23 protein-coding genes are annotated in these 22,570 nt (G+C 57.2%); 8 read left to right on the forward strand and 15 right to left on the reverse strand.

The genetic code is table 11. The features are described 5' to 3' along the window. Nucleotides 1–292: 292 nt before the first annotated feature. The 8 genes from asd to lysS all read left to right on the forward strand — a co-directional run bounded on the left by asd (nucleotide 293) and on the right by lysS (nucleotide 9,307). Nucleotides 293–1,423, forward strand: coding sequence for an aspartate-semialdehyde dehydrogenase (gene asd / locus RMR24_RS03125; RefSeq protein WP_310613638.1), 1,131 nt, complete (start codon nucleotides 293–295; stop codon nucleotides 1,421–1,423). 120 nt (nucleotides 1,424–1,543) lie between these two features. Continuing rightward, a complete protein-coding gene (locus RMR24_RS03130) occupies nucleotides 1,544–3,085 on the forward strand; it encodes a FimV/HubP family polar landmark protein (protein ID WP_310613639.1) in 1,542 nt (513 codons plus the stop codon). A gap of 5 nt (nucleotides 3,086–3,090) precedes the next feature. Further along, nucleotides 3,091–3,888 (forward strand): tRNA pseudouridine(38-40) synthase TruA, encoded by a 798-nt coding sequence (truA, locus tag RMR24_RS03135; protein ID WP_310613640.1) that lies wholly within the window; start codon nucleotides 3,091–3,093, stop codon nucleotides 3,886–3,888. Then, nucleotides 3,885–4,565 (forward strand): phosphoribosylanthranilate isomerase, encoded by a 681-nt coding sequence (locus RMR24_RS03140; RefSeq protein ID WP_310613641.1) that lies wholly within the window; start codon nucleotides 3,885–3,887, stop codon nucleotides 4,563–4,565. Before truA ends, RMR24_RS03140 begins: the two co-directional genes overlap by 4 nt. Before the next feature lie 80 nt (nucleotides 4,566–4,645). Continuing rightward, nucleotides 4,646–5,935, forward strand: a complete 1,290-nt coding sequence (gene trpB, locus RMR24_RS03145) for a tryptophan synthase subunit beta (protein WP_310613642.1) — start codon at nucleotides 4,646–4,648, stop codon at nucleotides 5,933–5,935. Nucleotides 5,936–5,943: 8 nt separating this feature from the next. Continuing rightward, entirely contained in the window at nucleotides 5,944–6,753 is an 810-nt protein-coding gene (gene trpA / locus RMR24_RS03150) for a tryptophan synthase subunit alpha (protein ID WP_310613643.1), read from the forward strand. Nucleotides 6,754–6,815: 62 nt separating this feature from the next. Next, a complete protein-coding gene (gene accD, locus RMR24_RS03155; RefSeq protein WP_310613644.1) occupies nucleotides 6,816–7,688 on the forward strand; it encodes an acetyl-CoA carboxylase, carboxyltransferase subunit beta in 873 nt (290 codons plus the stop codon). Between the two features lie 77 nt (nucleotides 7,689–7,765). Then, complete coding sequence (gene lysS / locus RMR24_RS03160; protein ID WP_310613645.1) at nucleotides 7,766–9,307, forward strand: lysine--tRNA ligase; 1,542 nt, start codon at nucleotides 7,766–7,768, stop codon at nucleotides 9,305–9,307. A 109-nt stretch (nucleotides 9,308–9,416) separates the two neighbouring features. Here the strand turns inward: lysS and RMR24_RS03165 are convergent, their stop codons facing one another. From RMR24_RS03165 to acpP, 15 genes are all read right to left on the reverse strand, one after another. Continuing rightward, nucleotides 9,417–9,803 carry a hypothetical protein gene (locus RMR24_RS03165; RefSeq protein ID WP_310613646.1) on the reverse strand — a complete coding sequence of 129 codons (387 nt, stop codon included), beginning with the start codon at nucleotides 9,801–9,803 and terminating at the stop codon, nucleotides 9,417–9,419. Between the two features lie 3 nt (nucleotides 9,804–9,806). Next, the gene (locus RMR24_RS03170; protein ID WP_310613647.1) at nucleotides 9,807–10,769 is read right to left on the reverse strand and encodes a Bug family tripartite tricarboxylate transporter substrate binding protein; all 963 of its coding nucleotides are present in this window, start codon (nucleotides 10,767–10,769) and stop codon (nucleotides 9,807–9,809) included. Nucleotides 10,770–10,786: 17 nt separating this feature from the next. Further along, nucleotides 10,787–11,008, reverse strand: a complete 222-nt coding sequence (locus RMR24_RS03175; protein WP_310613648.1) for a hypothetical protein — start codon at nucleotides 11,006–11,008, stop codon at nucleotides 10,787–10,789. Between the two features lie 37 nt (nucleotides 11,009–11,045). Beyond that, a complete protein-coding gene (gene nagZ / locus RMR24_RS03180; RefSeq protein ID WP_310613649.1) occupies nucleotides 11,046–12,128 on the reverse strand; it encodes a beta-N-acetylhexosaminidase in 1,083 nt (360 codons plus the stop codon). Nucleotides 12,129–12,141: 13 nt separating this feature from the next. Beyond that, nucleotides 12,142–12,540: a holo-ACP synthase gene (gene acpS, locus RMR24_RS03185; RefSeq protein ID WP_310613650.1), complete on the reverse strand. Its 399-nt coding sequence runs from the start codon at nucleotides 12,538–12,540 to the stop codon at nucleotides 12,142–12,144. A gap of 8 nt (nucleotides 12,541–12,548) precedes the next feature. Further along, nucleotides 12,549–13,298 (reverse strand): pyridoxine 5'-phosphate synthase, encoded by a 750-nt coding sequence (locus RMR24_RS03190; RefSeq protein ID WP_310613651.1) that lies wholly within the window; start codon nucleotides 13,296–13,298, stop codon nucleotides 12,549–12,551. Between the two features lie 8 nt (nucleotides 13,299–13,306). Continuing rightward, complete coding sequence (gene recO, locus RMR24_RS03195; protein WP_310613652.1) at nucleotides 13,307–14,074, reverse strand: DNA repair protein RecO; 768 nt, start codon at nucleotides 14,072–14,074, stop codon at nucleotides 13,307–13,309. A 16-nt stretch (nucleotides 14,075–14,090) separates the two neighbouring features. Then, nucleotides 14,091–15,098 carry a GTPase Era gene (gene era, locus RMR24_RS03200; protein WP_310613653.1) on the reverse strand — a complete coding sequence of 336 codons (1,008 nt, stop codon included), beginning with the start codon at nucleotides 15,096–15,098 and terminating at the stop codon, nucleotides 14,091–14,093. Beyond that, complete coding sequence (rnc, locus tag RMR24_RS03205; protein WP_310613654.1) at nucleotides 15,098–15,823, reverse strand: ribonuclease III; 726 nt, start codon at nucleotides 15,821–15,823, stop codon at nucleotides 15,098–15,100. The genes era and rnc overlap by 1 nt, the downstream gene beginning before the upstream one ends. Further along, the gene (gene lepB, locus RMR24_RS03210) at nucleotides 15,820–16,815 is read right to left on the reverse strand and encodes a signal peptidase I (RefSeq protein WP_310613655.1); all 996 of its coding nucleotides are present in this window, start codon (nucleotides 16,813–16,815) and stop codon (nucleotides 15,820–15,822) included. Before lepB ends, rnc begins: the two co-directional genes overlap by 4 nt. Then, nucleotides 16,815–18,623 carry a translation elongation factor 4 gene (gene lepA, locus RMR24_RS03215; RefSeq protein ID WP_310613656.1) on the reverse strand — a complete coding sequence of 603 codons (1,809 nt, stop codon included), beginning with the start codon at nucleotides 18,621–18,623 and terminating at the stop codon, nucleotides 16,815–16,817. Before lepA ends, lepB begins: the two co-directional genes overlap by 1 nt. A 457-nt stretch (nucleotides 18,624–19,080) precedes the next feature. Then, nucleotides 19,081–20,484, reverse strand: coding sequence for a DegQ family serine endoprotease (locus RMR24_RS03220; protein ID WP_405023302.1), 1,404 nt, complete (start codon nucleotides 20,482–20,484; stop codon nucleotides 19,081–19,083). A gap of 91 nt (nucleotides 20,485–20,575) precedes the next feature. Beyond that, complete coding sequence (locus RMR24_RS03225) at nucleotides 20,576–21,010, reverse strand: disulfide bond formation protein B (RefSeq protein ID WP_310613658.1); 435 nt, start codon at nucleotides 21,008–21,010, stop codon at nucleotides 20,576–20,578. A 10-nt stretch (nucleotides 21,011–21,020) separates the two neighbouring features. After that, on the reverse strand, nucleotides 21,021–22,265 hold the full coding sequence (gene fabF / locus RMR24_RS03230; protein WP_310613659.1) for a beta-ketoacyl-ACP synthase II: 1,245 nt from the start codon (nucleotides 22,263–22,265) through the stop codon (nucleotides 21,021–21,023). A 16-nt stretch (nucleotides 22,266–22,281) separates the two neighbouring features. Beyond that, complete coding sequence (acpP, locus tag RMR24_RS03235; RefSeq protein WP_104801359.1) at nucleotides 22,282–22,521, reverse strand: acyl carrier protein; 240 nt, start codon at nucleotides 22,519–22,521, stop codon at nucleotides 22,282–22,284. Nucleotides 22,522–22,570: the final 49 nt, after the last annotated feature.

Consider the following 22,570-nt stretch of genomic DNA (forward strand, 5'->3'; position numbering starts at 1 on the left):
AACGAGAAACGCGCCCTTGGGCGCGTTTTTTATGTGCAGCAAGTCTCTAGACGCGCATGTCAGGTTTAAGAAACTCCCCATCCACTACAATTCCCGCCATGTTTCACGCCCGCTCGTTCTCTCTGAACTTTGCTGCCCCCGCACTGGTGGCGGTTAGCGCGCGCGTGATCACCATCAAAACCACGACCATTAAGGGCTAAACGCTCCGGTTCGTCGTGCGCCCCCCGGCCAGACGAGCCGGGCAAACAGTCTGGTCTGGCACTGTTTTCTACATTTGAAAAGGCGTTGAAAAATGAGCAAGTTAGTAGGTTTAGTCGGTTGGCGCGGCATGGTCGGCTCGGTGTTGATCGACCGCATGGTTCAAGAGAAGGATTTCGATCTGATCGAACCCGTGTTCTTCTCCACGTCGAACGCAGGCGGCAAAGCCCCCGCGCAAGCTAAAAACGAAACCACGCTCCAAGACGCCAACAATATTGACGCGTTGAAGCGTTGCGACATCATCATCACCTGCCAAGGCGGCGACTACACCAAAGAGGTGTTCCCAAAGCTGCGCGCAGCGGGCTGGAACGGCCACTGGATTGACGCAGCCTCTAGCCTGCGTATGGCTGACGACGCCGTGATCATCTTGGACCCCGTCAACCGCAACGTGATTGACAGTGCCTTGGGCAAAGGCGGCAAAAACTGGATCGGGGGCAATTGCACCGTGAGCTTGATGCTCATGGGCTTGGGCGGCTTGTTCCAACACAACATGATCGAATGGGTCAGCGCCATGACGTACCAAGCGGCTTCGGGCGCAGGTGCACAAAACATGCGCGAGTTGCTGAGCCAAATGGGCGCTTTGCACGATGCCGTCAAAGACGACTTGGCCAACCCCTCTTCTGCCATCTTGGACATCGACCGCAAAGTGTCAGCCACCATGCGCAGCGCCGAGTTCCCCACCAAAAACTTCCGCAACACCGCCTTGGCAGGCAGCTTGATCCCTTGGATCGACGTGCCTGTCGAGCACGGCCAAAGCAAAGAAGAGTGGAAGGGCGGCGCCGAGTGCAACAAGATCTTGGGCAACCCAGCGTTCCGCACGGCGGGCTCGATTCCTATCGACGGTTTGTGCGTGCGCATTGGCGCCATGCGCTGCCACTCACAAGGCTTGACCATCAAGCTGAAAAAAGACGTGCCGATGGACGAGATCGAAAGCATCTTGGCCAGCGCCAACGACTGGGTCAAAGTCGTGCCTAACGTGCGCGAGATCAGCGAACGTGACCTGACACCCGCAGCCGTGACCGGCACTTTGACAGTACCAGTGGGCCGCCTGCACAAAATGGCCATGGGCAATGACTATCTTGGTGCGTTCACTGTCGGTGACCAGCTTTTGTGGGGCGCTGCCGAGCCATTGCGCCGCATGTTGCGCATCCTGCTCGAAGCGTAAAACACAGTAATATCTCAGAGTATGAAAAAAGCCCACCGCTCTGTTGCTCATTTGTTTCAACAAACTGCTTTGTGCGCAGCTTTGTCCCTGTCGGTTTTCGGCAGTGCACAGGCCCTCACTTTGAGCCGTCCCGTTGTGCAAAGCAAGCAGGGCGAGGCTTTGCGCGTCGAAATCGATGTCAGCGAAATCACCATCGCCGAACAAATCGAACTCGAAGCCAAGATTGCAAGCGCTGAGGTTTACAAAGCGGCCAAGGTAGAAATGCCCTTGGTCAACGGCCAACCCCTCGAGGTTCAGGTGCAACTGTTGCGCCGGGACCACGGTTCGCCTTATTTAAGAATCACCAGCAAACAAGCCATCAACAGCAACTTCTTAGATTTGCTGATCGATTTACGTTGGGCCACAGGCCGCTTGCTGCGTGATGTGAGTTTGTCGATTGATGACGGCAACAGTGCTTCCAAAAAAACCACGGCCCCGTTGATGCCTGGCTACACAGACCGCAGCGGTCAAACATCGGACACGCCTTCGCCTTCAACACAGAACGCGCAAGGTCAAGACCAAATCACGGTCAAACGTGGCGACACGGCTAGCGCCTTGACGGCAAGCAAAACCCCCGACAGCGTATCGTTAGAGCAAATGCTGGCAGCCCTGCTGCGCAACAACCCCGATGCGTTTGTCGAAGCCAACGTCAACCGCATGAAAGAAGGCGCTTTACTAACCTTGCCCACCGAGCAAGAAGCCAAAGCCATTTCACGCGACGAGGCTCGCCGTGAAATTCAAATTCAAACCAAAGACTTTGAAGCCTACCGCGCCGAGTTGGCCGCACGCGCCCCTGGCGGCACAGTGCCCAAAGTGGCCCGCGACAGTGCTGGCAAGCTCGATGCCAAAGTACAAAACAAAAACGCCAAGACCAACCAAGACAAGTTGACCTTAGCTAAACCCGGCAGCAAAGAAGCCGCTGTTGAAGACAACATTGCGCAGCAACGTGAAGCCCAAGATGTCGCCAGCCGCGCTGCCGAGCTGAGCCGCAACATTGCCGAACTTGGCAAGATTGCAGCAGCTAGCGTGACAGGTGCAGCTGAGGCAGCGTCAGATGCTGCCTCTGGTGGCGGCGTGTTACCCGTGGACGTGCCAGCCAGTGCTGCCGAAGCGAACGGCGAATGGCTCAATGAACTGCGCGAACACAGCCTTACCCCTGTGGGCGCTGGCAGCTTGATTGCTGTGCTTGTGTTGGTGGGCCTGTGGCGTCGCCGCGCGCTGAACAAAAGCGGCGACAACATCGAAGGCTTGCCACCTCTGAACGTGAAGTTCAACCTCGACTTGCCCGAGCACGACCACCAAGAGCCCGTTGAACGCGCTTACATCCATGATGTGGCCACACACGACCATGCGCAGGGTGGGCAAGACGAAGATGACTTCGAAGAAGACCACACGCACAGCGCCACGCCGCCTGCTCGCCCCACCATGGAGATGCCCAACATTTCTTTGGACTTGGACGATGTGGGCAGCCCCGGCCCCTACCAAGTGCGCATTGACTTAGCTGATGAGCTTTGGAACTTGGGCCAATTGCACACCAGCCGTGCGTTGATGGAAGAAGTGGCCAACGAAGCCTCGGGCGCTGACAAAGAAAAAGCCCTCCAGTGGCTGGCTGAACGAGGCTAAGCCGCATGCGCATTGCGATGGGCTTGAGCTACAACGGCCAAGCCTACGAAGGCTGGCAAAGTCAGTCTTCAGGAAAAACGGTTCAGGACAAGCTCGAAAAAGCACTGGCCAAGTTCACCCAAACCTCCATCTCTACCCTGTGTGCAGGCCGCACCGATTCAGGCGTGCATGGCCTCATGCAAGTCATCCACTTTGACACCGAGCTAGAGCGCACAGACCAATCTTGGCTGCGCGGCACCAACCGCTACTTGCCGCTCGACATCGCCGTGCAATGGGCACGTGAGGTGCCCCGTGAATTCCACTGCCGCAGCAGCGCCATTTCGCGCCGCTATGCCTATGTATTGCTCGAATCAGCCGTGCGCCCCAGTGTCGAAGTAGGCCGTGTGGGCTGGGTATATCGCCCGCTCGACCTTGAGGCCATGCAACAAGCCGCGCAGTATCTGATGGGCGAACACGACTTCACCTCGTTTCGCGCCTCCAGCTGCCAAGCCATCACGCCCGTCAAAAACATGACGCGCATCGACATCAGCCGCAAAAGCACCCACGCAGGTTCGGCCGTGTGGCGCTTTGAGTTTGAAGCCAGCGCGTTTTTGCACCACATGATTCGCAACCTCATGGGCTGCTTTGTGAAGATTGGCACCGGCGACCAACCGCCTGAGTGGATGGCCGACGTACTGGCCGCCCGCGACCGCGATGCCGCCGCGCCCACGTTCAGCCCCGATGGTTTGTACTTTATGGGCCCCCGCTACGACTCACAGTGGAATTTGCCTGACCGCACCCCTGCGTATGATGGGTTGCCATGAACCGCACGCGCATCAAAATTTGTGGCCTCACACGTGAGCAAGACGTCGACGCCGCCGTGGCCGCAGGCGTCGACGCCATTGGCTTTGTCATGTATGCCCCAAGCCCACGCGCCGTAACGGTGGAGCGGGCGGCCGAGCTGGCCAAACGTTTGCCCGCGTTTGTCACGCCGGTGCTGCTGTTTGTCAACGAGACCTCCGAGACCATCGCGCACACCAGCGCCCAAGTGCCGGGCGCATGGTTGCAATTCCACGGCGACGAAACGCCCGACCACTGCCGCAAGATTGCCCGCACCTTGGGCCGCCGCTGGATGCGCGCTGCACGTATTCCGCTAGAAACCCCTTCGGGCGAAGAACCCTTTGACCTCTTAAAATACGCGCAAGATTATTCAGACGCCCAAGCGGTGCTGCTCGACGCACATGTCGACGGTTACGGCGGCGGCGGCAAAACATTCAATTGGTCACAGCTTCCTCTAAACGTCAACGCTCACCTCGTCTTGTCTGGTGGACTCAACGCTGCCAACGTGACCGATGGCATCCGCGCGCTGCGTAACCACGGCCATTCATTGGCAGTGGACGTAAGCTCTGGCGTGGAATCGGCCAAAGGCATCAAAGATGCGGCCAAGATTCACGAGTTCGTCCGAGCCGTCCGCGCGGCAGACGCAGAGCACCCGCTCTAAGCCACCTCCCTTTTTGTTTGAAGCTCTTGGGCTGACTGCGATGCAAGCAGTTCGCACCAGACATTTTCTGTAGGCACCCTATGTCGAACTACCAACAACCCGACGCCAAAGGCCACTTTGGCATTTACGGCGGCAGCTTCATCAGCGAAACGCTGACCCATGCGATTGAAGAGCTCAAAGACGCGTACGCCAAATACCAACACGACCCCGATTTCATCGCCGAGTTCAAAAACGAGTTGGCACACTTCGTGGGCCGCCCTTCGCCCATCTACCACGCCGCACGCATGAGCCGCGAAATGGGTGGCGCACAAATCTTCTTGAAACGTGAAGACCTGAACCACACCGGCGCACACAAGATCAACAACACCATCGGCCAAGCCATGCTCGCCAAGCGCATGGGCAAGCCCCGCGTGATTGCTGAAACCGGCGCAGGCCAACACGGCGTGGCCACCGCCACCATTTGCGCACGCTACGGTTTGGAATGCGTGGTTTACATGGGTGCAGAAGACGTCAAGCGTCAAAGCCCCAACGTATACCGCATGAAGCTCTTGGGCGCGACTGTGGTGCCCGTGGAGAGCGGCAGCCGCACCCTCAAAGATGCGTTGAACGAAGCCATGCGCGACTGGGTGGCCAACGTGGACAACACCTTCTACATCATCGGTACCGTGGCGGGGCCACACCCCTACCCCATGATGGTGCGCGATTTCCAAAGCGTGATTGGCGAAGAGTGCCTCACGCAAATGCCAGAGATGTTCAAGAGCCTCAAGATGGCTGAAGAACAGCCTGATGCCGTCATCGCCTGTGTGGGCGGCGGCAGCAATGCCATGGGCATCTTCTACCCCTACATCAACCACGCCAACACACGCCTCATTGGTGTGGAAGCGGCTGGCGAAGGCATGGACACCGACCGTCACTCGTGCTCGTTACAGCTGGGCGCGCCCGGCGTTTTGCACGGTAACCGCACCTACATCTTGCAAGACGAGAACGGCCAAATCACCGAAACACACAGCGTGAGCGCTGGCCTTGACTACCCAGGCGTGGGCCCCGAGCACGCATTTCTCAAAGACATTGGCCGCGCAGAATACCTGGGCATCACCGACACAGAAGCGCTGGAAGCCTTCCACTACCTGTGCCGCACCGAGGGCATCATTCCTGCGCTGGAATCTAGCCATGCCATTGCCTACGCCATGAAGCTGGCCAAGACCATGAAGCCCGAGCAGTCCATCTTGATCAACCTCTCGGGCCGTGGCGACAAAGACATTGGCACCGTGGCCGACCTGAGCAACGCAGACTTCTTCTGCCGCCCCAGCTGCCAAGGCCAATCGGTCAAAGGTGGCCCGACAGAACAAACCATGAAATTTGTGAAGTGATCCGCACCATGAGCCGTATTGACGCAACCCTCGCCGCCCTCAAGGCCCAAGGCCGCAAAGCCCTCATCCCTTATGTGATGGCGGGCTTTCCACAAGCCAACATCACGCCCGCCCTCATGCACGGCATGGTGGATGCAGGTGCAGACATCATTGAACTGGGCGTGCCGTTTAGCGACCCCATGGCCGACGGCGCCGTGATTCAAAAAGCCGGCGAAGCCGCGCTGCGTTTTGGCATTGGCACAGCCCAAGTGCTGGACATGGTGCGTGAGTTTCGCAAGACCGATCACACCACCCCCGTGGTGCTGATGGGCTACGCCAACCCCGTGGAGTGCTACAACCTCAAGCACGGCGCAGACTCGTTCGTCAAAGACGCATCAGCTGCGGGTGTAGACGGCGTGCTCATCGTCGACTACCCACCTGAAGAGTGCGAAGAGTTCGCCGCCACCCTGCGCGCGCACAGCATGGACCTGATCTTCTTGCTCGCACCCACCAGCACCGACAAGCGCATGGAGCAAGTGGCACGCATTGCCAGCGGCTATGTGTATTACGTCTCGCTCAAAGGCGTGACGGGTGCTGGCAACCTCGACACCGATGCTGTGGAAGCCATGCTGCCGCGCATTCGCCAGCATGTGCACATCCCCGTGGGTGTGGGCTTTGGCATTCGCGATGCTGCCACTGCCGCCGCCGTGGGCCGCGTGGCCGATGCCGTGGTGATTGGCAGCCGCATCATCCAGCTTCTCGAGGCTGCGCCAGCAGGCCAAGAAGTGGCTGCCGCACACGAGTTTTTGTCGGGTATTCGCAAGGCCTTGGACGCTTAAATCACAAGCGACCCCGCCCGTTAAAATGCACCGATTCCAAAAGAACTGACGAAAGGCTCACCATGAGTTGGCTCGAAAAACTGCTTCCCCCAAAAATTCAACACACCGACCCATCGGACCGCCGCAGCGTGCCCGAAGGTGTGTGGGTCAAGTGCCCCAGCTGTGAGACCGTGCTTTACAAGAGCGACCTCCAAGCCAACCACAACGTCTGCCCCACTTGCAGCCACCACCACCGCATGAGCGCCCGCGACCGTTTGGACATGTTCCTCGACGCCGAAGGCCGCTACGAAATCGGTCAAGAAGTGCTGCCCGTGGACGCCTTGAAGTTCAAAGACAGCCGCAAGTACCCAGAGCGCCTCAAAGAAGCCATGCAAAACACGGGCGAAACAGATGCCTTGGTGGTCATGGGCGGTGCAGTGCACAACATCAACGTGGTCGTGGCCTGTTTTGAATTCGACTTCATGGGCGGCTCAATGGGCTCGGTCGTGGGCGAACGCTTTGTGCGCGGCGTGCACGCTGCCATCGAACAAAAGGTACCGTTCATTTGCTTCACCGCTACCGGTGGCGCACGCATGCAAGAGGGCTTGCTCTCGCTCATGCAAATGGCCAAAACCAACGCCTCGCTCACCCGCTTGGCCAAAAAAGGTTTGCCTTACATCGCTGTGTTGACCGACCCCACCATGGGCGGCGTGTCCGCTGGCTTTGCGTTTGTGGGTGACGTGGTCATCGCCGAACCCAATGCCCTGATTGGCTTTGCCGGCCCTCGCGTGATTGAAAGTACCGTGCGAGTGACCTTGCCAGCGGGCTTCCAACGCGCTGAGTTCTTGCAAGAAAAAGGCGCCATCGACATGATTTGCGACCGCCGCGAATTGCGCAAGACCATTGCCAGCACTCTGGCCATGTTGCAGCGCCAGCCTGCGGATGCGGTGGCTTAACGCTGCTTCTTTTTCACTCGATCCTTTGCTGCGCTAATTTTTTAAACGCAGCCCTTCCCCTACCCTCGCCTCTTTAGATGTCTAACAACAACACCCCCTCCGCTTCGGAAGCCACTCCCGTCGACGAAAACCAACTGATCGCTGAGCGCCGCGAGAAGCTCAAGGTCATGCGCGAGCGTCAAGCTGCGGGCCAAGGCGTTGCCTTCCCCAACGATTTCAAGCCCGCACACCACGCCGCCACCCTGCACGAGCTGCATGGCGACAAGACTGCCGAGGTGTTGACCGAAGAAGGCCAGTTCGCCAAAGTGGCGGGCCGCATGATGCTCAAGCGCGTGATGGGCAAGGCCAGCTTTGCCACGCTGCAAGATAGCACAGGCCGCATCCAGATTTACGTGACACGCGATGACGTGAGCGAAGAGCTGTACGCCGATTTCAAACACTGGGATTTGGGCGACATCGTGGCTTGCGAAGGTAAGCTGTTCAAAACACGCACAGGCGAGTTGTCGATTCACGCCACCAGCATCCGCATGCTGACCAAGAGCCTGCGCCCCATGCCCGACAAGTTCCACGGCGTGGCTGATCAAGAAATCAAATACCGCCAACGCTACGTCGATTTGATGACCGACGAAAGCGCACGCAAGCGCTTTGTGGCGCGCAGCCGCGCGGTCAGCGGTATTCGCGACTTCATGGTGCAACACAACTTCCTCGAAGTTGAAACGCCCATGTTGCACCCCATCCCCGGCGGCGCAAATGCCAAGCCTTTCACCACGCACCACAACGCGCTGGACCAAGAAATGTTCTTGCGCATTGCGCCTGAGCTGTACTTGAAGCGCTTGATCGTGGGTGGCTTTGAGCGCGTGTTTGAGATCAACCGCAACTTCCGCAACGAAGGTATCTCGGTGCGTCACAACCCCGAGTTCACCATGATGGAGTTCTACGCCGCGTATTGGAACTACCAAGACCTGATGCACTTCACCGAAGAGCTGGTGCGCGACGCCGCCATGAAGGCAGCTGGCACATTGCTGCTGACCTACGGCGGCAAGGCCGTGGACCTGAGCCAACCGTTTGAGCGACTGACGATTCGTGAAGCTATTCTGAAGCACACCGAAGCGGGCGATAACGTGGACAACGCCACATGGTTGATCAACGCTTTGCAAAAACTCGGTTTCAAAGAAGAGAAAGACAAACTCAGCACACGCAGCTTGGCCAGCCTGCAAGTGATGTACTTTGAAGAGACGGTGGAAGACAAGCTGTGGCAGCCCACGTTCATCTGCGAACACCCTGTGGAAATTTCACCCTTGGCCCGCGCCAGCGACAGCAAGCCCGATGTGACCGAGCGCTTTGAGCTCTACATCACAGGCCGCGAGTTTGGCAACGGCTTTAGCGAGTTGAACGACGCCGAAGACCAAGCCGCCCGCTTCCACGCCCAAGTGGCCGCCAAAGACAGCGGCGACGACGAAGCCATGTTCTACGACCACGACTTTGTGCGCGCCCTCGAGTACGGCATGCCCCCCACGGGCGGCTGCGGCATTGGCATTGACCGCTTGATGATGTTGCTGACCGACAGCCCAAGCATCCGCGACGTCATTTTGTTCCCGGCTTTGCGTCGCGAAGCTTAAAACGCCTAAGCCCAAAACGAAACGCCGCCTAGTGAAAAACTAGGCGGCGTTTTTGTTGTGCGCTCGTTGGTGAGTGGGCGCTTAGACGTGCGCGCTTAGATGTACGTTCTTAAACATATGTTCTAAGTACCAGCGCCCCCACGCCAACAAAAGCCAAAACCAAACCGCCCAACATCCAACGCACCGTTTGGCGCAAGCTGCTGACCGCAGACACCAAGGCCGCGTTTTGCTCGGCCAGCTCGCTCACGGTTTGCGTGAGTTGTGTTTGGCGTTGTTGCAGTTCGTCAATCTGCATCGTGACTGTGAGCAAGCGGTTTTTCAACTCGCCCAAACTCGGCACCTCGTCGTGCGCGTTGGGCGTGGCCATGGGCTGCGGCGCTGCGTCGGCAGACTTTCGAGACATCAGATCGCGGGCCTTTTCAAGCACGGTAGGTGCATGAGAAATAACGTCACCCCAAGGGATGACTTTGAGTGCGGAGAGCCAAGGAATTGCCATGTTTTATTGGGGCTGAAAGCCGCTGTTTTTGATGAGCTTGGTCCACACCTGTGTGTAGGCACGTTCGCGAAGTTCGAGCTGATGTGAGTTCATGTAACCCACGGTCAGGCCCATTTTGGTGAGCTGGTCATGCACATCAGGCATGGCCAACACTTTGGACAAGGCTGCACCGAAGTGGTTGATGCTGGCCTGCGGTGTGCCTGCAGGCGCGAAGATGCCGTAATAAGGCATGTCATCCAAACCGATCAGGCCCAACTCTGCAAAGGTGGGCACATCAGGCAATGCGGCTTGGCGCTTGGCACCCAACACGGCCACGATACGCACTTTGCCAGCCTTGTGGTTCTCGATGAAGTCAGGCACTGAGCCCACGCCTGCGGCAATTTGGTTGCCCAACATGTCCGCCATCATGGGTGCGCTGCCGCGATACGGCGCAGAGACCAAATCGAGTTTGAATTTGTCGCCCACTACTTTGACCAAAAATTCGGGCGTCGAAGCCGGTGCAGGAATACCCACCGCGCCTTTGCCGCCTCGGGTTTTAACCCACGCCACGTACTCGGTGAAGGACTTGGCAGGCGTGCCACCCGACACAGCGTAGGCGTTTACAAAGGTAGCAAAGCCTGCCACGGGTGCAAAGTCTTTCGAGGGCTCGTAGCCTGGGTTCTTCACCACCAAGGGCAAGATGGAAATGGTGTGGTCATGCGAGAGGAACAACACCGTGCCATCTGCAGGTGCGGCCTTCAAGGCTTGGGCTGCCAACTGGCCACCCGCGCCGGGTTTGTTTTCAACCACCACTGGGGTGCCCAACTCGTCTTTGAGTTTTTCAGCCAAGATACGAGCCACCGCGTCGGTACCACCGCCGGGCGGGAAGCCCACCATCAGCTTGATGGGTTTGGCGTTTTGCGCCGCGGCCAAGCCACAGCTCAAGGCCAAGGCTAAAACGGCCAAATGACGACGTGATGGAAACATGGCTGAACTCCTAAAAATCAAGGTTGGCTTGAGGCGGCGGCGGGTGCTTCGCCGTCTGGTGTTGGGTTTTGGGTTTGGGTTTGGCTGTGGTCTGGCTCAGCATCCATGTCTGGGTTCTGGCCAAACTCACCGTCGGGTGATGTTTTACGGGCATCGCGCTCGCGCAGCTTTTCTTCTTTTTTCTTCTTCTTGGCTAACTCGCGTTGGCGTTTTTCGTAGTTGTAATTGGGCGTTGCCATGTGAGCTTTCGTGGATGGTGGTGAACGTGCGTGCGAATTAAGGCAACAGGTCCAAAGCCCGCAAGTATGCGGGGTGAGTCATCAGCGCGTCCCAAGCTAGCGGCGAAGTTTTTGGCAGTAGTGCGCGACGGCGTTGTTCGCTGGCGTCACTGGCGTGCCATTGGTTTTTAACGAGGCGTTCGGTCAAACCTTCCAGCATCTCGTCCACCGCATGGCCATCGCCGATGCTTTGGTTGCACAAGAGCACAAGGTCGCAGCCTGCGTTGAGTGCGGCCACCGCGGCTTCGGCAAAGCTGACCGAGCGGCCTTCGATGCGGCGTGCGCCTTCCATCGACAAATCGTCGCTGAAGATCGCGCCATTGAATTGCAGCTGACCGCGCAAAATGTCTTGCAACCAACGGGGCGAGAAGCCTGCGGGCAAGGCATCGACCTTGGGGTAGATGACGTGCGCGGGCATCACGCTGGTGAGCGTGGTGGTGAGCCATTGGTAAGGCAAAGCGCAGTCGGCCAAGATGGCTTTGAGGCTGCGCTTGTCGAAGGGTATGTCCACATGTGAATCGGCCTTCACAAAGCCGTGGCCTGGAAAGTGTTTGCCGCAGTTGGCCATGCCTGCCAACAACAGGCCGTGCATGACGTTTTTAGCCAAGGTGGTGGCCACGCGTGGGTCGCGGTGGAAGGAACGGTCGCCAATCACGCCGCTCTCGCCATGGTCGAGGTCGAGCACGGGGGTGAAGCTGAAGTCCACACCGCAGGCGCGCAGTTCGCTGGCCAACACATAGCCACTGGCAGTGGCGGCGTCCATGGCGGCCATTGCGCCGCTGCCGGGTTGGCCCTTTTTGTCTTTCACCCACAGCTCGCCCAAGGCGCGCATGGGTGGGATGTGCGTGAAGCCATCTTGGCGAAAGCGCTGCACGCGCCCGCCTTCGTGGTCTACGCAAATGAGCAAGTCAGAGCGCACGGCCTTGATGTCGGCACACAGCTGAGTGAGCTGCTGACGGTTGGCCCAGTTACGGCCAAACAAAATGACGCCGCCTGTGAGCGGGTGCTTCAAACGCTTGCGGTCAGCGGCGGTGAGCTGAGTGCCAGCGATGTCAAGAATGAGAGGTGCGTGATGAGACATAAATCGAATGTTCTTAGGCGGTGTGTGTTTCAACCACCACGTAGCTGGTGGCGTAGTCGGATTCGTCGCTCACGCTGACGTGGGCGCTCAGGCCTTTGGCTTCAAACCATTCTTTGAGCACGCCGTGCAGCACGATGGTGGGCTGGCCGCTCGGCAGCTTGGCCACTTCGCACAAGCGCCACGTCATGGGCATGCGCATGCCCAACCCAATGGCTTTGCTGAAGGCCTCTTTGGCCGAGAAACGTGTGGCCACATAGCGCACACCGCGCTCGGGCCAACGTTCGCTGCGGGCGCGGTAGGTTTTTAGCTCGTTGTCGCTCAGCACTTTTTGCGCAAAGCGTTCGCCGTGCTTTTCTAAAGACGCACGGATACGGCGAATGTCGCAAATGTCAGTGCCGATGCCGTAAATCATGCGTCGCCTCAAGCCTGCGGCATGCACGCGTTGTACGCGCGAACCGTTTCTGTGTAGCCAATCTCTAGCGCATCGGCAATGAGTGCGTGTCCAATCGACACTTCTTGCACACCGGGCACGTTGGTGAGGAAGGTATGCAAGTTGTCGCGGCTCAAGTCGTGGCCGGCATTGATGCCAAGGCCTGCAGCCAAGGCGGCTTCGGCAGTGGCTTTAAAGGCGGCCAGTACCTCTGCTTGTTTGGGTGTGCCATAGGCCGAAGCATAGGTCTCGGTGTACAGCTCCACGCGATCAGCGCCCACGGCTTTGGCAGCAGCCATCGCTTCGGGGATGGGGTCCATGAACAAGCTCACGCGCGCACCCAAAGCTTTGGCTTCGTCAATGAGCGGCTTCAAGCGCTCGGCGTCTTGCGGAAAGGTCCAGCCGTGGTCGCTGGTGAATTGGCCTTCGCTGTCGGGCACAAAGGTCACTTGATGGGGGCGCACTTGGCGCACAAAGTCCATCAGGTTGTGAAACGGGTTGCCTTCGATGTTGAACTCGCGGTCGGGCCAAGCTTTCAACAAAGCCGCCAAGTCATGCACATCACCACCGCGGATGTGTCGCTCGTCAGGACGAGGGTGCACGGTGATACCCGCAGCGCCCGCCTCTAAGCACAGCGTGGCTGCGCGTGTGACGCTGGGAATACCCAAATGGCGCGTGTTGCGTACCAAAGCCACTTTGTTGAGATTGACCGACAGGGCTGTTTGTGTGTGTTTGGACATTGCGTAAATCAAAGGGATTGCAGGTCAATCATCATCTGCCGCGTGCGCAGTGTTTTGACCCCGCAATGGTAGTGCAGCAAGGCCCGTAGCTGGCCCTGCAAGGCGTTGCGTTGCTCTGGGGGCATCTCTGCACACAAACGCAGCGTGGCGGTGAATGGCGCGTCTGTAGACAGGCTCTCGTGCAGCTGCAGCCACACGCTGCCCGCCAAACCCGTGCGGTCTTGCGCGTTGTGGGTGCGCAAGCCGCCTTCAGCCACCAGCACATACAAGGCGTCGGGCTGCAAAGGGCTAAGCGTGAGGGTTTGGGCGTTGAGCTCGGGCAAAAATCCGATGTCGCGCAACAGCAGCAGTTCAAAGGCGCGAAGCGCGGGGGCTATCGTGCCCTCGTGGCCCGAGGCCAGCACTTGCACCACTTGGCGGTAGAGGTCAAACAAACTGGGGTGCGGGTCGTCACGCGCCAACAAGCGCAGCAACAACTCGTTGATGTAGTAGCCCGACAGCAGCGCCTCACCCGTGGGCATGATGTGGCCGCCCACCCACTCTGCGCCCTTCAAGGTGCGAATTTCGGCATCACCCGAATAGCTGACGTACAGCGGCTGCAAAGGCAGCAACACGGGGCGAAAGTTGGAGGTGGGTTTTTTAGCGCCTTTGGCCACCAAAGCCACTCGACCAAAGTGGCGGGTGAAGGTTTCCAAAATCAGGCTGGACTCGCTCCAGTCGTAGCGGTGCACCACGAACGCAGGCTCGTCCTGAATGCGGGGAATGCCCCGCGTCATTGTGAAGGTGCTGGATTTACTCGTAGCCAAAGCTACGCACCCGCGCTGCATCGTCGGCCCAACCCGAGCGCACTTTGACCCACAGCTCTAAGAACACTTTGGCGTCGTAGAGTTTTTCCAGCTCGGTGCGGGCTTCCATGCCCATGCGCTTCAAGCGTTCACCCTTGTCGCCAATGACCATGGCTTTGTGGCCATCGCGTTCCACCACGATGGTGGCGGCAATGCGCACCAAGCGTTTGACGCCTTTGGTCTTGCCCTTTTCTTCTTCGAACTTGTCGATGATGACGGTCGAGGTGTAGGGTAATTCATCACCGGTGAGGCGGAACAATTTTTCGCGCACCATTTCGGCAGCCATGAACTTTTCACTGCGGTCGGTCAGCTCGTCGGCGGCGTACATCCACGCTTGCTCGGGCAGGTACTTTTCGCAAATGCCCAAGAGGCGCTGCACATCTTTGTCGTTCTTGGCCGACATGGGAACGATTTCAGCAAAGGGATGACGCTCTTGCATGGCTTGCAGCCACAGCATGATGTCGGCACGGTTCTTCATCGTGTCGAGTTTGTTGGCAATCAACAGTGTGGGAATGCCTTTGGCCAACAGCGACAGCACGCGCTCGTCGGCGGGTGTGAAGCTGCCCGCTTCGACCACCAACACCACCAAGTCCACATCGCCCACCGCACCTTGCACGGTTTTGTTGAGTGACTTATTCAAGGCGTTGCCGTGGATGGTTTGAAAACCGGGCGTGTCCACAAACACAAACTGCGACGCGCCTTCGGTGTGCATGCCCGTGATGCGGTGGCGCGTGGTTTGCGCCTTGCGTGAGGTGATGCTGATTTTTTGACCCACCAAAGCATTGAGCAAGGTCGATTTGCCCACGTTGGGCTTACCCACGATGGCGATCAGGCCGCAGCGTTGGTCAGCCGGAGCCACCGCCGCTTGGCTGGCCACCACACGGTTGCCTTTGCTGGCAGCCAGCATGGCATCGATGTCTTGGAGGGATTGTTCGTTGTTTGGAGTGGTCGCCATTATTTGAGCCCGTTGTCGTGAATCACTTGGAGCATGGCTGCTGCGGCGGCTTGCTCTCCTGCGCGGCGCGAGCCGCCAATGCCACGCTCGCAGCGGGCTAATTCTGGAACTTCACATTCCACATCAAAGGTTTGTTTGTGCGCGGCACCCAAGGTGCCCACCACACGGTAGATGGGCAGCTTGAACTTGCGTGCTTGCAGCCATTCTTGTAATTCAGTTTTAGCGTCTTTGCCCACGGCTTGCATGTCGGGATTGATTTCAACCTTGGCAAAGATGCGTTGCACCAAAGCATCTGCGGCCACGTAACCTGCGTCAAGGTAAACCGCACCCAGCACCGCTTCTAAGGCATCGGCCAAGATGGAGGGGCGCTTTTGGCCTCCTGAGTTCATCTCACCTTCACCCAAGCGCAGGATGCCCGATAGCCCCAAATCAACCGCCAAGTGATGCAGCGTGTCTTGCTTGACCAAGTTGGCACGCACGCGCGACAGGTCGCCCTCGGGCAAGGTGTTGAGGCGTTGGTAAAGCAAATTGGCCACAGCCAAGTTGAGCACCGAGTCGCCCAAAAACTCCAAGCGTTCGTAGTGGTCAGAACTAAAGCTGCGGTGCGTCAGCGCCTGCGTGAGCAAGGCAGGGTTTTGAAACGTGTACTCCAAGCGCGCTTGGAGCGTCTCAAGGATCTGTTGTTGAGACGGGCTGGGTCGGTCTGAGCGCACGCGTGATGTCATTGAAATGCGCCGATGCGCGAGAGGCTGCCAAAGTTCATCCAAACAAAGAAGGCTTTGCCCACAATGTTTTTCTCCGGCACAAAGCCCCAGTAGCGCGAATCGAGTGAGTTGTCGCGGTTGTCGCCCATCATGAAGTAATGGCCCGCAGGTACTTTGCAGGTCACACCTTCGACGGTGTATTGGCAGTTGTCTTTGAAAGCGAAGTCTTCCGCGCCTGGAATGAACGAAGGACGGTCTTTGTCATTCAGCAAGTTGTGGGTGCGCACGCCGGTCATCTCGGAAGGCTGCGAGCCCAAAGGCAGCTTTTCTTCAAATTGGGTGATGTAGCGCATGCTGTCTTGCTCAAAGAAGTCAGCGCGCGGTGCTTTGGTGACTGGCTGGCCGTTGATGGTGAGTTGCTTATTGAGGTAAGCCACTTCATCACCGGGCACGCCAATGACACGCTTGATGTAGTCCAAGCTAGGCTTGGGTGGGTAGCGAAACACCATCACATCGCCGCGCTGCACAGGGTTGCCATCGGTCAGCTTGGTGTTGAGCACAGGCAGACGCACGCCATAGTGAAACTTGTTGACCAAAATCAGGTCGCCCACATGCAAGGTGGGAATCATGGAACCCGATGGAATTTTGAAGGGCTCAAACAAAAATGAGCGCAACACAAACACCACGGCGATGACAGGGAACAACCCTGCTGTCCAATCCAGCCACCAAGGCTGCATGTACAGACGCTCTTTGGCCTGCGCCACGTTCACATCGGTTTGGGTGATGCCTTGGGCATGCAACTCGGCTGTGCGTTTGTCGGCTTGTGCTTGCAGCGCTTCGGCTGCAGCTTTGCGCTGAGGCAAGAAATAGAACTGCTCAGCCAGCCAGTAAATACCGGTGACGACGGTGGCCATGAACATGAGCAAGGCAAAATTGCCTTCGATCATGCCCACGTACCAAAAACCAGCGTAGCCCACAAAGGCTGCCAATACGAATGCGGTCAACGTAGCCATTAATCCTCCACCTGCAAGATGGCCAAGAAGGCTTCTTGCGGAACTTCGACTGAACCAATTTGCTTCATGCGTTTCTTACCTGCTTTTTGCTTCTCAAGCAGCTTGCGTTTGCGGCTGATGTCGCCGCCATAGCATTTTGCCAGCACGTTTTTACGCAAAGCCTTGATGCTCTCACGCGCAATGATGTTGGAGCCAATGGCCGCTTGAATCGCGACGTCAAACATTTGACGGCTGATGATTTCGCGCATCTTGGCCACCACAGCACGGCCACGGTAAGTAGCTTGTGTGCGGTGCACGATGATGGACAAAGCATCGACCTTCTCGCCGTTCAACAAGATGTCCACCTTCACCACGTCAGACGCGCGGTACTCTTTGAACTCATAGTCCATCGATGCATAGCCGCGTGAGACCGATTTGAGCTTGTCAAAGAAATCGAGCACGATTTCGCCCAATGGCATTTCATAGGTGAGCATGACTTGGCGACCGTGGTACGCCATGTTCATTTGCACGCCGCGCTTTTGGTTGGCCAGTGTCATCACGGCGCCCACATAGTCTTGCGGCATATACAGGTGCACTGTGACGATGGGCTCGCGGATTTCGTGCAGCTTGCCTTGGTCAGGCATCTTGGCGGGGTTTTCCACCATGACCACTTCGCCGTCAGGCATCTTCACTCCATAGACCACGCTGGGGGCGGTGGTGATCAGGTCTTGGTCAAACTCACGCTCTAAGCGCTCTTGCACGATTTCCATGTGCAACAGGCCCAAGAAACCGCAGCGGAAACCAAAGCCCAGCGCTTGTGAGACTTCGGGCTCGTACTGCAAAGACGCGTCGTTGAGCTTGAGCTTTTCCAGCGCGTCGCGCAGGCCATCGTATTGGTTGGCTTCGGTGGGGTACAAACCCGCGAACACCTGGGGCTGAATTTCTTTAAAGCCAGGCAAAGCTTGCTCGGCGGGCCCAAGGTTATTGGGTAGCTTCTTTTCTAAGGTGATGGTGTCACCCACCTTGGCGGCTTGCAGCTCTTTGATGCCCGCAATGATGTAGCCCACTTGACCGGCTTCAAGCGACTGACGTGGCTCGTTGGCGGGAGTGAACACGCCGAGGTTGTCAGCGTTGTAGACGGCCTCTGTGGCCATCATCTTGAAACGCTCGCCTTTGCCCAAGCGTCCATCGACCACACGCACCAACATCACCACGCCGACGTAGCTGTCAAACCAGCTGTCGATGATCATGGCTCGCAGCGGTGCGTCTTTGTTGCCTTGTGGTGGCGGCATTTTGGCGACCACGGCTTCTAAGATTTCATCAATGCCCAAGCCTGTTTTGGCTGAGCATGGAATAGCGTCAGTGGCATCAATGCCAATCACGTCTTCAATTTCTGCTTTCGCATTCTCCGGATCTGCATTGGGCAAATCCATTTTGTTGAGCACAGGCACCACTTCCACACCGAGGTCGAGTGCGGTGTAACAGTTGGCAACGGTTTGTGCTTCCACGCCTTGACTGGCATCGACAACCAGCAGTGCGCCTTCGCATGCAGAGAGGGAACGCGACACCTCATAAGAGAAGTCAACGTGACCCGGTGTGTCGATCAAATTCAGGTTGTAAATCTGACCGTCTTTCGCTTTGTATTGCAGCGCAGCGGTCTGTGCTTTGATAGTTATCCCACGCTCTTTTTCGATGTCCATCGAGTCAAGAACTTGCGCGGACATGTCGCGTTCTTCAAGCCCACCGCAACGCTGAATCAAACGATCTGCCAGCGTAGATTTGCCGTGATCGATGTGGGCAATGATTGAGAAGTTTCTGATGTTGTTCATCAACGGGAGCACTTAAGTGATTGAATTCAAAGGGAGAGCACCAAGAAAAAAGGGCGCGTCATGTGCTGACGCGCCCAGAACCAACAAGCAATGGCAACTGCATAAGTCGGACATTCATTGTAGGCAGAAACCCCGAATTGCACAGCGGTCTCAACACGACCGGGGCCTCGTTGCGGGTTCGCAACATGAATTTATCCACAACTTATTAACATTTTGACAAAGGGGATTTGGGACAACTTGTGGGTGATCTGTGGAGCACCTGTGGAGTCAGTCAACCAATCCCGTATCGTGGAGTTTTGGGCTTGCGATATATCGCAAAAGCGCATTCAGCCTCTCGATTCTATACAAAAAGGGCTTGAACACTTTATTTAAGTTAGCAAGCACCAACTTAAAAAGTATTTTTAAGGCCGCAAAAATAATTTGTAAACGCCCGTATTCCCGACTGGTGCAAAGGGCTTTAACGCACAGGACGTATGACCGTGTACTGCGCCCATTCGCCTCGACGGATCAACAGGCTGACAGGCTTGCTGCGGTCGAGCTTGGCGGTCAATGCTTCCAGAGTCTTGACATTGGGCGTTTCGATGTTCGCCAAGGCCAAAATCACGTCGCCCTCTTGAATGCCAGCGCGCGCTGCTGGCTCAGCCACTGCATCCACACGCACGCCACCTCGCAGCTTGAGCTCTTTCTTCAATGCATCGGTCATCTCACTGACCGTTAAGCCAAGCACCTTGGTCACAGTGCCGGCTTGGGGCTTCTCTTCGGCAGCCGCCTTCTTCACAGGCTTATCCGCTTCAAACTCACCCACGGTGATGTGCATGTCTTTGAGGCTGCCACGTCGCCACACCTGAATGGCACTGCGCGTGCCTGGCTTGGTATTGCCCACCATGCGCGGCAAGTCGGTGGACTTCTCGATGGTTTTACCTTCGAACTTCAAGATGATGTCGCCCGGCTCTAAACCGGCCTTCTCGGCAGGCGAGCCCTGCTCTACCCCGCGCACCAAAGCGCCTTGGGCTTTGGACAAACCCAAGGACTCGGCCACTTCTTTGTTCACTTGGTCAATCTGCACACCCAAACGACCGCGCTGCACTTTGCCCGTGGCACGCAGCTGCTCGCTCACGCGCACAGCTTCATCAATTGGAATGGCAAATGAGATGCCCATGAAGCCGCCCGAGCGCGAATAGATTTGGCTGTTGATCCCCACCACTTCGCCACGCATGTTGATGAGCGGGCCACCCGAATTGCCAGGGTTGATCGCCACATCGGTTTGGATGAACGACAAATAGTCACCCGTGTCGCGCTGCTTGGCACTCACGATGCCGGCGGTCACGGTATTGTCCAAGCCAAAGGGCGAGCCAATGGCCATGACCCACTCACCGACTTTGAGGCGGCTCACATCGCCGATCTTCACCGCAGGCAAACCTGTGGCATCAATCTTCACCACAGCCACGTCGGTGCGCTTATCTAGGCCCACGATGCGCGCTTTGAACTCGCGCTTGTCGGGCAAGGTGACCATCACTTGGTCTGCGCCATCGACCACATGTGCATTGGTCATCACAAAACCATCGGCTGACAAAATGAAGCCCGAGCCCACACCTTTGGGCTGCGCCTCTTCTGGCTGGCCACGGTTGGGGCGCTGCTGACGCGGCGCATTGGGGGTGTTGGGCGTGGGCATGGGCACGCCAAAGAAGCGGCGGAAGAACTCTTGCATCTCGGCATCAGGCTCGTTGCCTTGGGCGTCACGCGCCGCTGCTTTTTCTAGCGTGCGAATGTTCACCACCGAGGGACCGACTTGCTCGACCAACTCGGTGAAATCGGGTAAGCCTTTCACAATCTGTGCTGCGGCTGGCTGTAGCAAAGCCATTTGCAAGCCAGTGGCCCATAGCGCGGCGCACAACAAGCCAAGAGAGACCGAGCGTTTCAATACCAATGGACGTGCCATGTTTTTTCCTTCATCAGCTGTTCGTGCGCTGATACACAGCGCAACGTAAATCTTGCCAACGGTTGTCAGCGCTTTGCGAGCCCACCCACAACCACTGCGGTTTCATATTCAGTGTGTCAGATGCGGGTAGCCAGCGTAAAAGCAAGGCTTTTTGCACGTCCAGCACCACATGCACCTCACCCAACGCATCTTCATGACCTAGGTCTTGGTCATGCAAGCACCAGACCTGACCATCCCAAGTGAGCGTGGCTGTCTGGCCAAGCGCACGCCAGCCCAAAAATGCACCCATTGCCGCGGCAATGGCAGCCGCGCACCAGACAAAAGTCAAACCTAGGCTCAACACCCAAGCCAACAGTACGACCAGCGTCAACACCATCAAAAATACATATAGCCAACGCTGAAAAGCACAACGCCCCACCGGATATGAAACCGATGGGGCGTTGTGCATGGCGAAAGCCTTAGACGCGTTTGAAAACTAACGCGCCGTTGGTGCCACCAAATCCGAAGTTGTTTTTGAGGGCTACATCGATCTTCATGTCGCGCGCTGTGTTGGCGCAGTAGTCCAAGTCGCACTCGGGGTCTTGGTTGAAGATGTTGATGGTGGGTGGGCTCTTTTGGTGATAGATCGCCAAAGCCGTGAACACACTCTCAATGCCGCCAGCGCCACCCAACAAGTGACCGGTCATCGACTTGGTGGAATTGACCACGGTCTTCTTGGCGTGATCGCCCAAAGCCGCTTTGATGGCATTGGTTTCATTGATGTCACCCAACGGTGTGGATGTGCCGTGTGCGTTCAGGTAATCGATTTGGTCGGCGTTGACGCCCGCATTGCGCATGGCGCTGACCATGGCGCGGCGTGGGCCGTCCATATTGGGCGCAGTCATGTGGCCAGCGTCGGCACTTAGGCCGTAGCCACCCAACTCTGCGTAAATTTTTGCACCACGCTTTTTGGCGTGTTCGTACTCTTCGAGCACCAAGACGCCAGCACCTTCGCCTAAGACGAAGCCGTCGCGGTCTTTGTCCCAAGGACGTGAGGCGGTAGCTGGGTCGTCGTTGCGCGTCGACAGAGCGCGCATGGAGGCAAAGCCACCCACGCCCAAGGGCGACATACAGCCCTCAGAACCGCCAGCAATCATCACGTCGGCATCGCCGTACTCAATGTGACGGCCCGCTTCACCGATGCTGTGCAAGCCTGTGGTGCACGCTGTGACCACGGCCAAGTTAGGGCCTTTGAAGCCGTAACGCATGGACACGTGACCAGAAATCATGTTGATGATGGACGCTGGCACAAAGAAAGGCGAAATGCGACGTGCGCCTTTGGCCAGCATTTCATCATGCATGCTTTCAATCAGCGGCAAGCCGCCAATGCCAGAGCCGATCACGACGCCAATGCGCGTCGCTTCTTCTTCGCTCAGGTCTGCGCCAGTGGCAAGGCCCGAGTCTTGAACCGCTTGCACCGCCGCAGCAATGCCGTAATGAATGAACTTGTCCATGGCACGCGCCTCTTTTGGAGGGATGTATTGGTCAAGATCTAAATCTTTTACTTCACCAGCAAAGTGGCAATTGATGCCAGACGCGTCAAAACGCGTGATGTTGGCAATGCCAGATTTACCAGCTAAAAGATTGGCCCAAGCGTCAGCCACCGTGTTACCCACGGGACTGATACAGCCTAGACCGGTCACGACGACGCGACGACGGCTCATGCGGTGTTCCTAGTAGTTAGGCTTTTTTGTGGGTCAACGCGTAGTCAATCGCGTTTTGCACGGTGTTGATTTTTTCGGCATCTTCGTCTGGAATTTCAATACCAAACTCATCTTCCAATGCCATCACCAATTCCACTGTGTCCAGGGAGTCAGCACCCAAATCGGCCACAAAGGCTTTTTCGTTGGTCACTTGAGACTCTTCAACGCCGAGTTGTTCAGCAATGATTTTTTTGACACGCAGTTCGATATCGCTCATGGATTCCCTCTAAGGGTTGTGAATAAGACCGCTATTTTAACCGGACGGA

The organism is Limnohabitans sp. (genome assembly GCF_031539105.1).
Taxonomy (GTDB): domain Bacteria; phylum Pseudomonadota; class Gammaproteobacteria; order Burkholderiales; family Burkholderiaceae_C; genus Limnohabitans.

What these genes read in the sequence shown, in the direction of transcription:
- truA (WP_310613640.1), top strand. Translation starts at nt 3,091, where the DNA reads ATGCGCATTGCGATGGGCTTGAGCTACAACGGCCAAGCCTACGAAGGC.
- trpB (WP_310613642.1), top strand. Translation starts at nt 4,646, where the DNA reads ATGTCGAACTACCAACAACCCGACGCCAAAGGCCACTTTGGCATTTAC.
- RMR24_RS03225 (WP_310613658.1), bottom strand. Translation starts at nt 21,010, where the DNA reads ATGCACAACGCCCCATCGGTTTCATATCCGGTGGGGCGTTGTGCTTTT.
- acpS (WP_310613650.1), bottom strand. Translation starts at nt 12,540, where the DNA reads ATGATTTACGGCATCGGCACTGACATTTGCGACATTCGCCGTATCCGT.
- era (WP_310613653.1), bottom strand. Translation starts at nt 15,098, where the DNA reads ATGGCGACCACTCCAAACAACGAACAATCCCTCCAAGACATCGATGCC.
- lysS (WP_310613645.1), top strand. Translation starts at nt 7,766, where the DNA reads ATGTCTAACAACAACACCCCCTCCGCTTCGGAAGCCACTCCCGTCGAC.
- acpP (WP_104801359.1), bottom strand. Translation starts at nt 22,521, where the DNA reads ATGAGCGATATCGAACTGCGTGTCAAAAAAATCATTGCTGAACAACTC.
- lepA (WP_310613656.1), bottom strand. Translation starts at nt 18,623, where the DNA reads ATGAACAACATCAGAAACTTCTCAATCATTGCCCACATCGATCACGGC.
- RMR24_RS03140 (WP_310613641.1), top strand. Translation starts at nt 3,885, where the DNA reads ATGAACCGCACGCGCATCAAAATTTGTGGCCTCACACGTGAGCAAGAC.
- RMR24_RS03190 (WP_310613651.1), bottom strand. Translation starts at nt 13,298, where the DNA reads ATGTCCAAACACACACAAACAGCCCTGTCGGTCAATCTCAACAAAGTG.
- recO (WP_310613652.1), bottom strand. Translation starts at nt 14,074, where the DNA reads ATGACGCGGGGCATTCCCCGCATTCAGGACGAGCCTGCGTTCGTGGTG.
- rnc (WP_310613654.1), bottom strand. Translation starts at nt 15,823, where the DNA reads ATGACATCACGCGTGCGCTCAGACCGACCCAGCCCGTCTCAACAACAG.
- lepB (WP_310613655.1), bottom strand. Translation starts at nt 16,815, where the DNA reads ATGGCTACGTTGACCGCATTCGTATTGGCAGCCTTTGTGGGCTACGCT.
- asd (WP_310613638.1), top strand. Translation starts at nt 293, where the DNA reads ATGAGCAAGTTAGTAGGTTTAGTCGGTTGGCGCGGCATGGTCGGCTCG.
- nagZ (WP_310613649.1), bottom strand. Translation starts at nt 12,128, where the DNA reads ATGTCTCATCACGCACCTCTCATTCTTGACATCGCTGGCACTCAGCTC.
- RMR24_RS03220 (WP_405023302.1), bottom strand. Translation starts at nt 20,484, where the DNA reads ATGGCTTTGCTACAGCCAGCCGCAGCACAGATTGTGAAAGGCTTACCC.
- fabF (WP_310613659.1), bottom strand. Translation starts at nt 22,265, where the DNA reads ATGAGCCGTCGTCGCGTCGTCGTGACCGGTCTAGGCTGTATCAGTCCC.
- RMR24_RS03165 (WP_310613646.1), bottom strand. Translation starts at nt 9,803, where the DNA reads ATGGCAATTCCTTGGCTCTCCGCACTCAAAGTCATCCCTTGGGGTGAC.
- trpA (WP_310613643.1), top strand. Translation starts at nt 5,944, where the DNA reads ATGAGCCGTATTGACGCAACCCTCGCCGCCCTCAAGGCCCAAGGCCGC.
- RMR24_RS03175 (WP_310613648.1), bottom strand. Translation starts at nt 11,008, where the DNA reads ATGGCAACGCCCAATTACAACTACGAAAAACGCCAACGCGAGTTAGCC.
- RMR24_RS03170 (WP_310613647.1), bottom strand. Translation starts at nt 10,769, where the DNA reads ATGTTTCCATCACGTCGTCATTTGGCCGTTTTAGCCTTGGCCTTGAGC.
- accD (WP_310613644.1), top strand. Translation starts at nt 6,816, where the DNA reads ATGAGTTGGCTCGAAAAACTGCTTCCCCCAAAAATTCAACACACCGAC.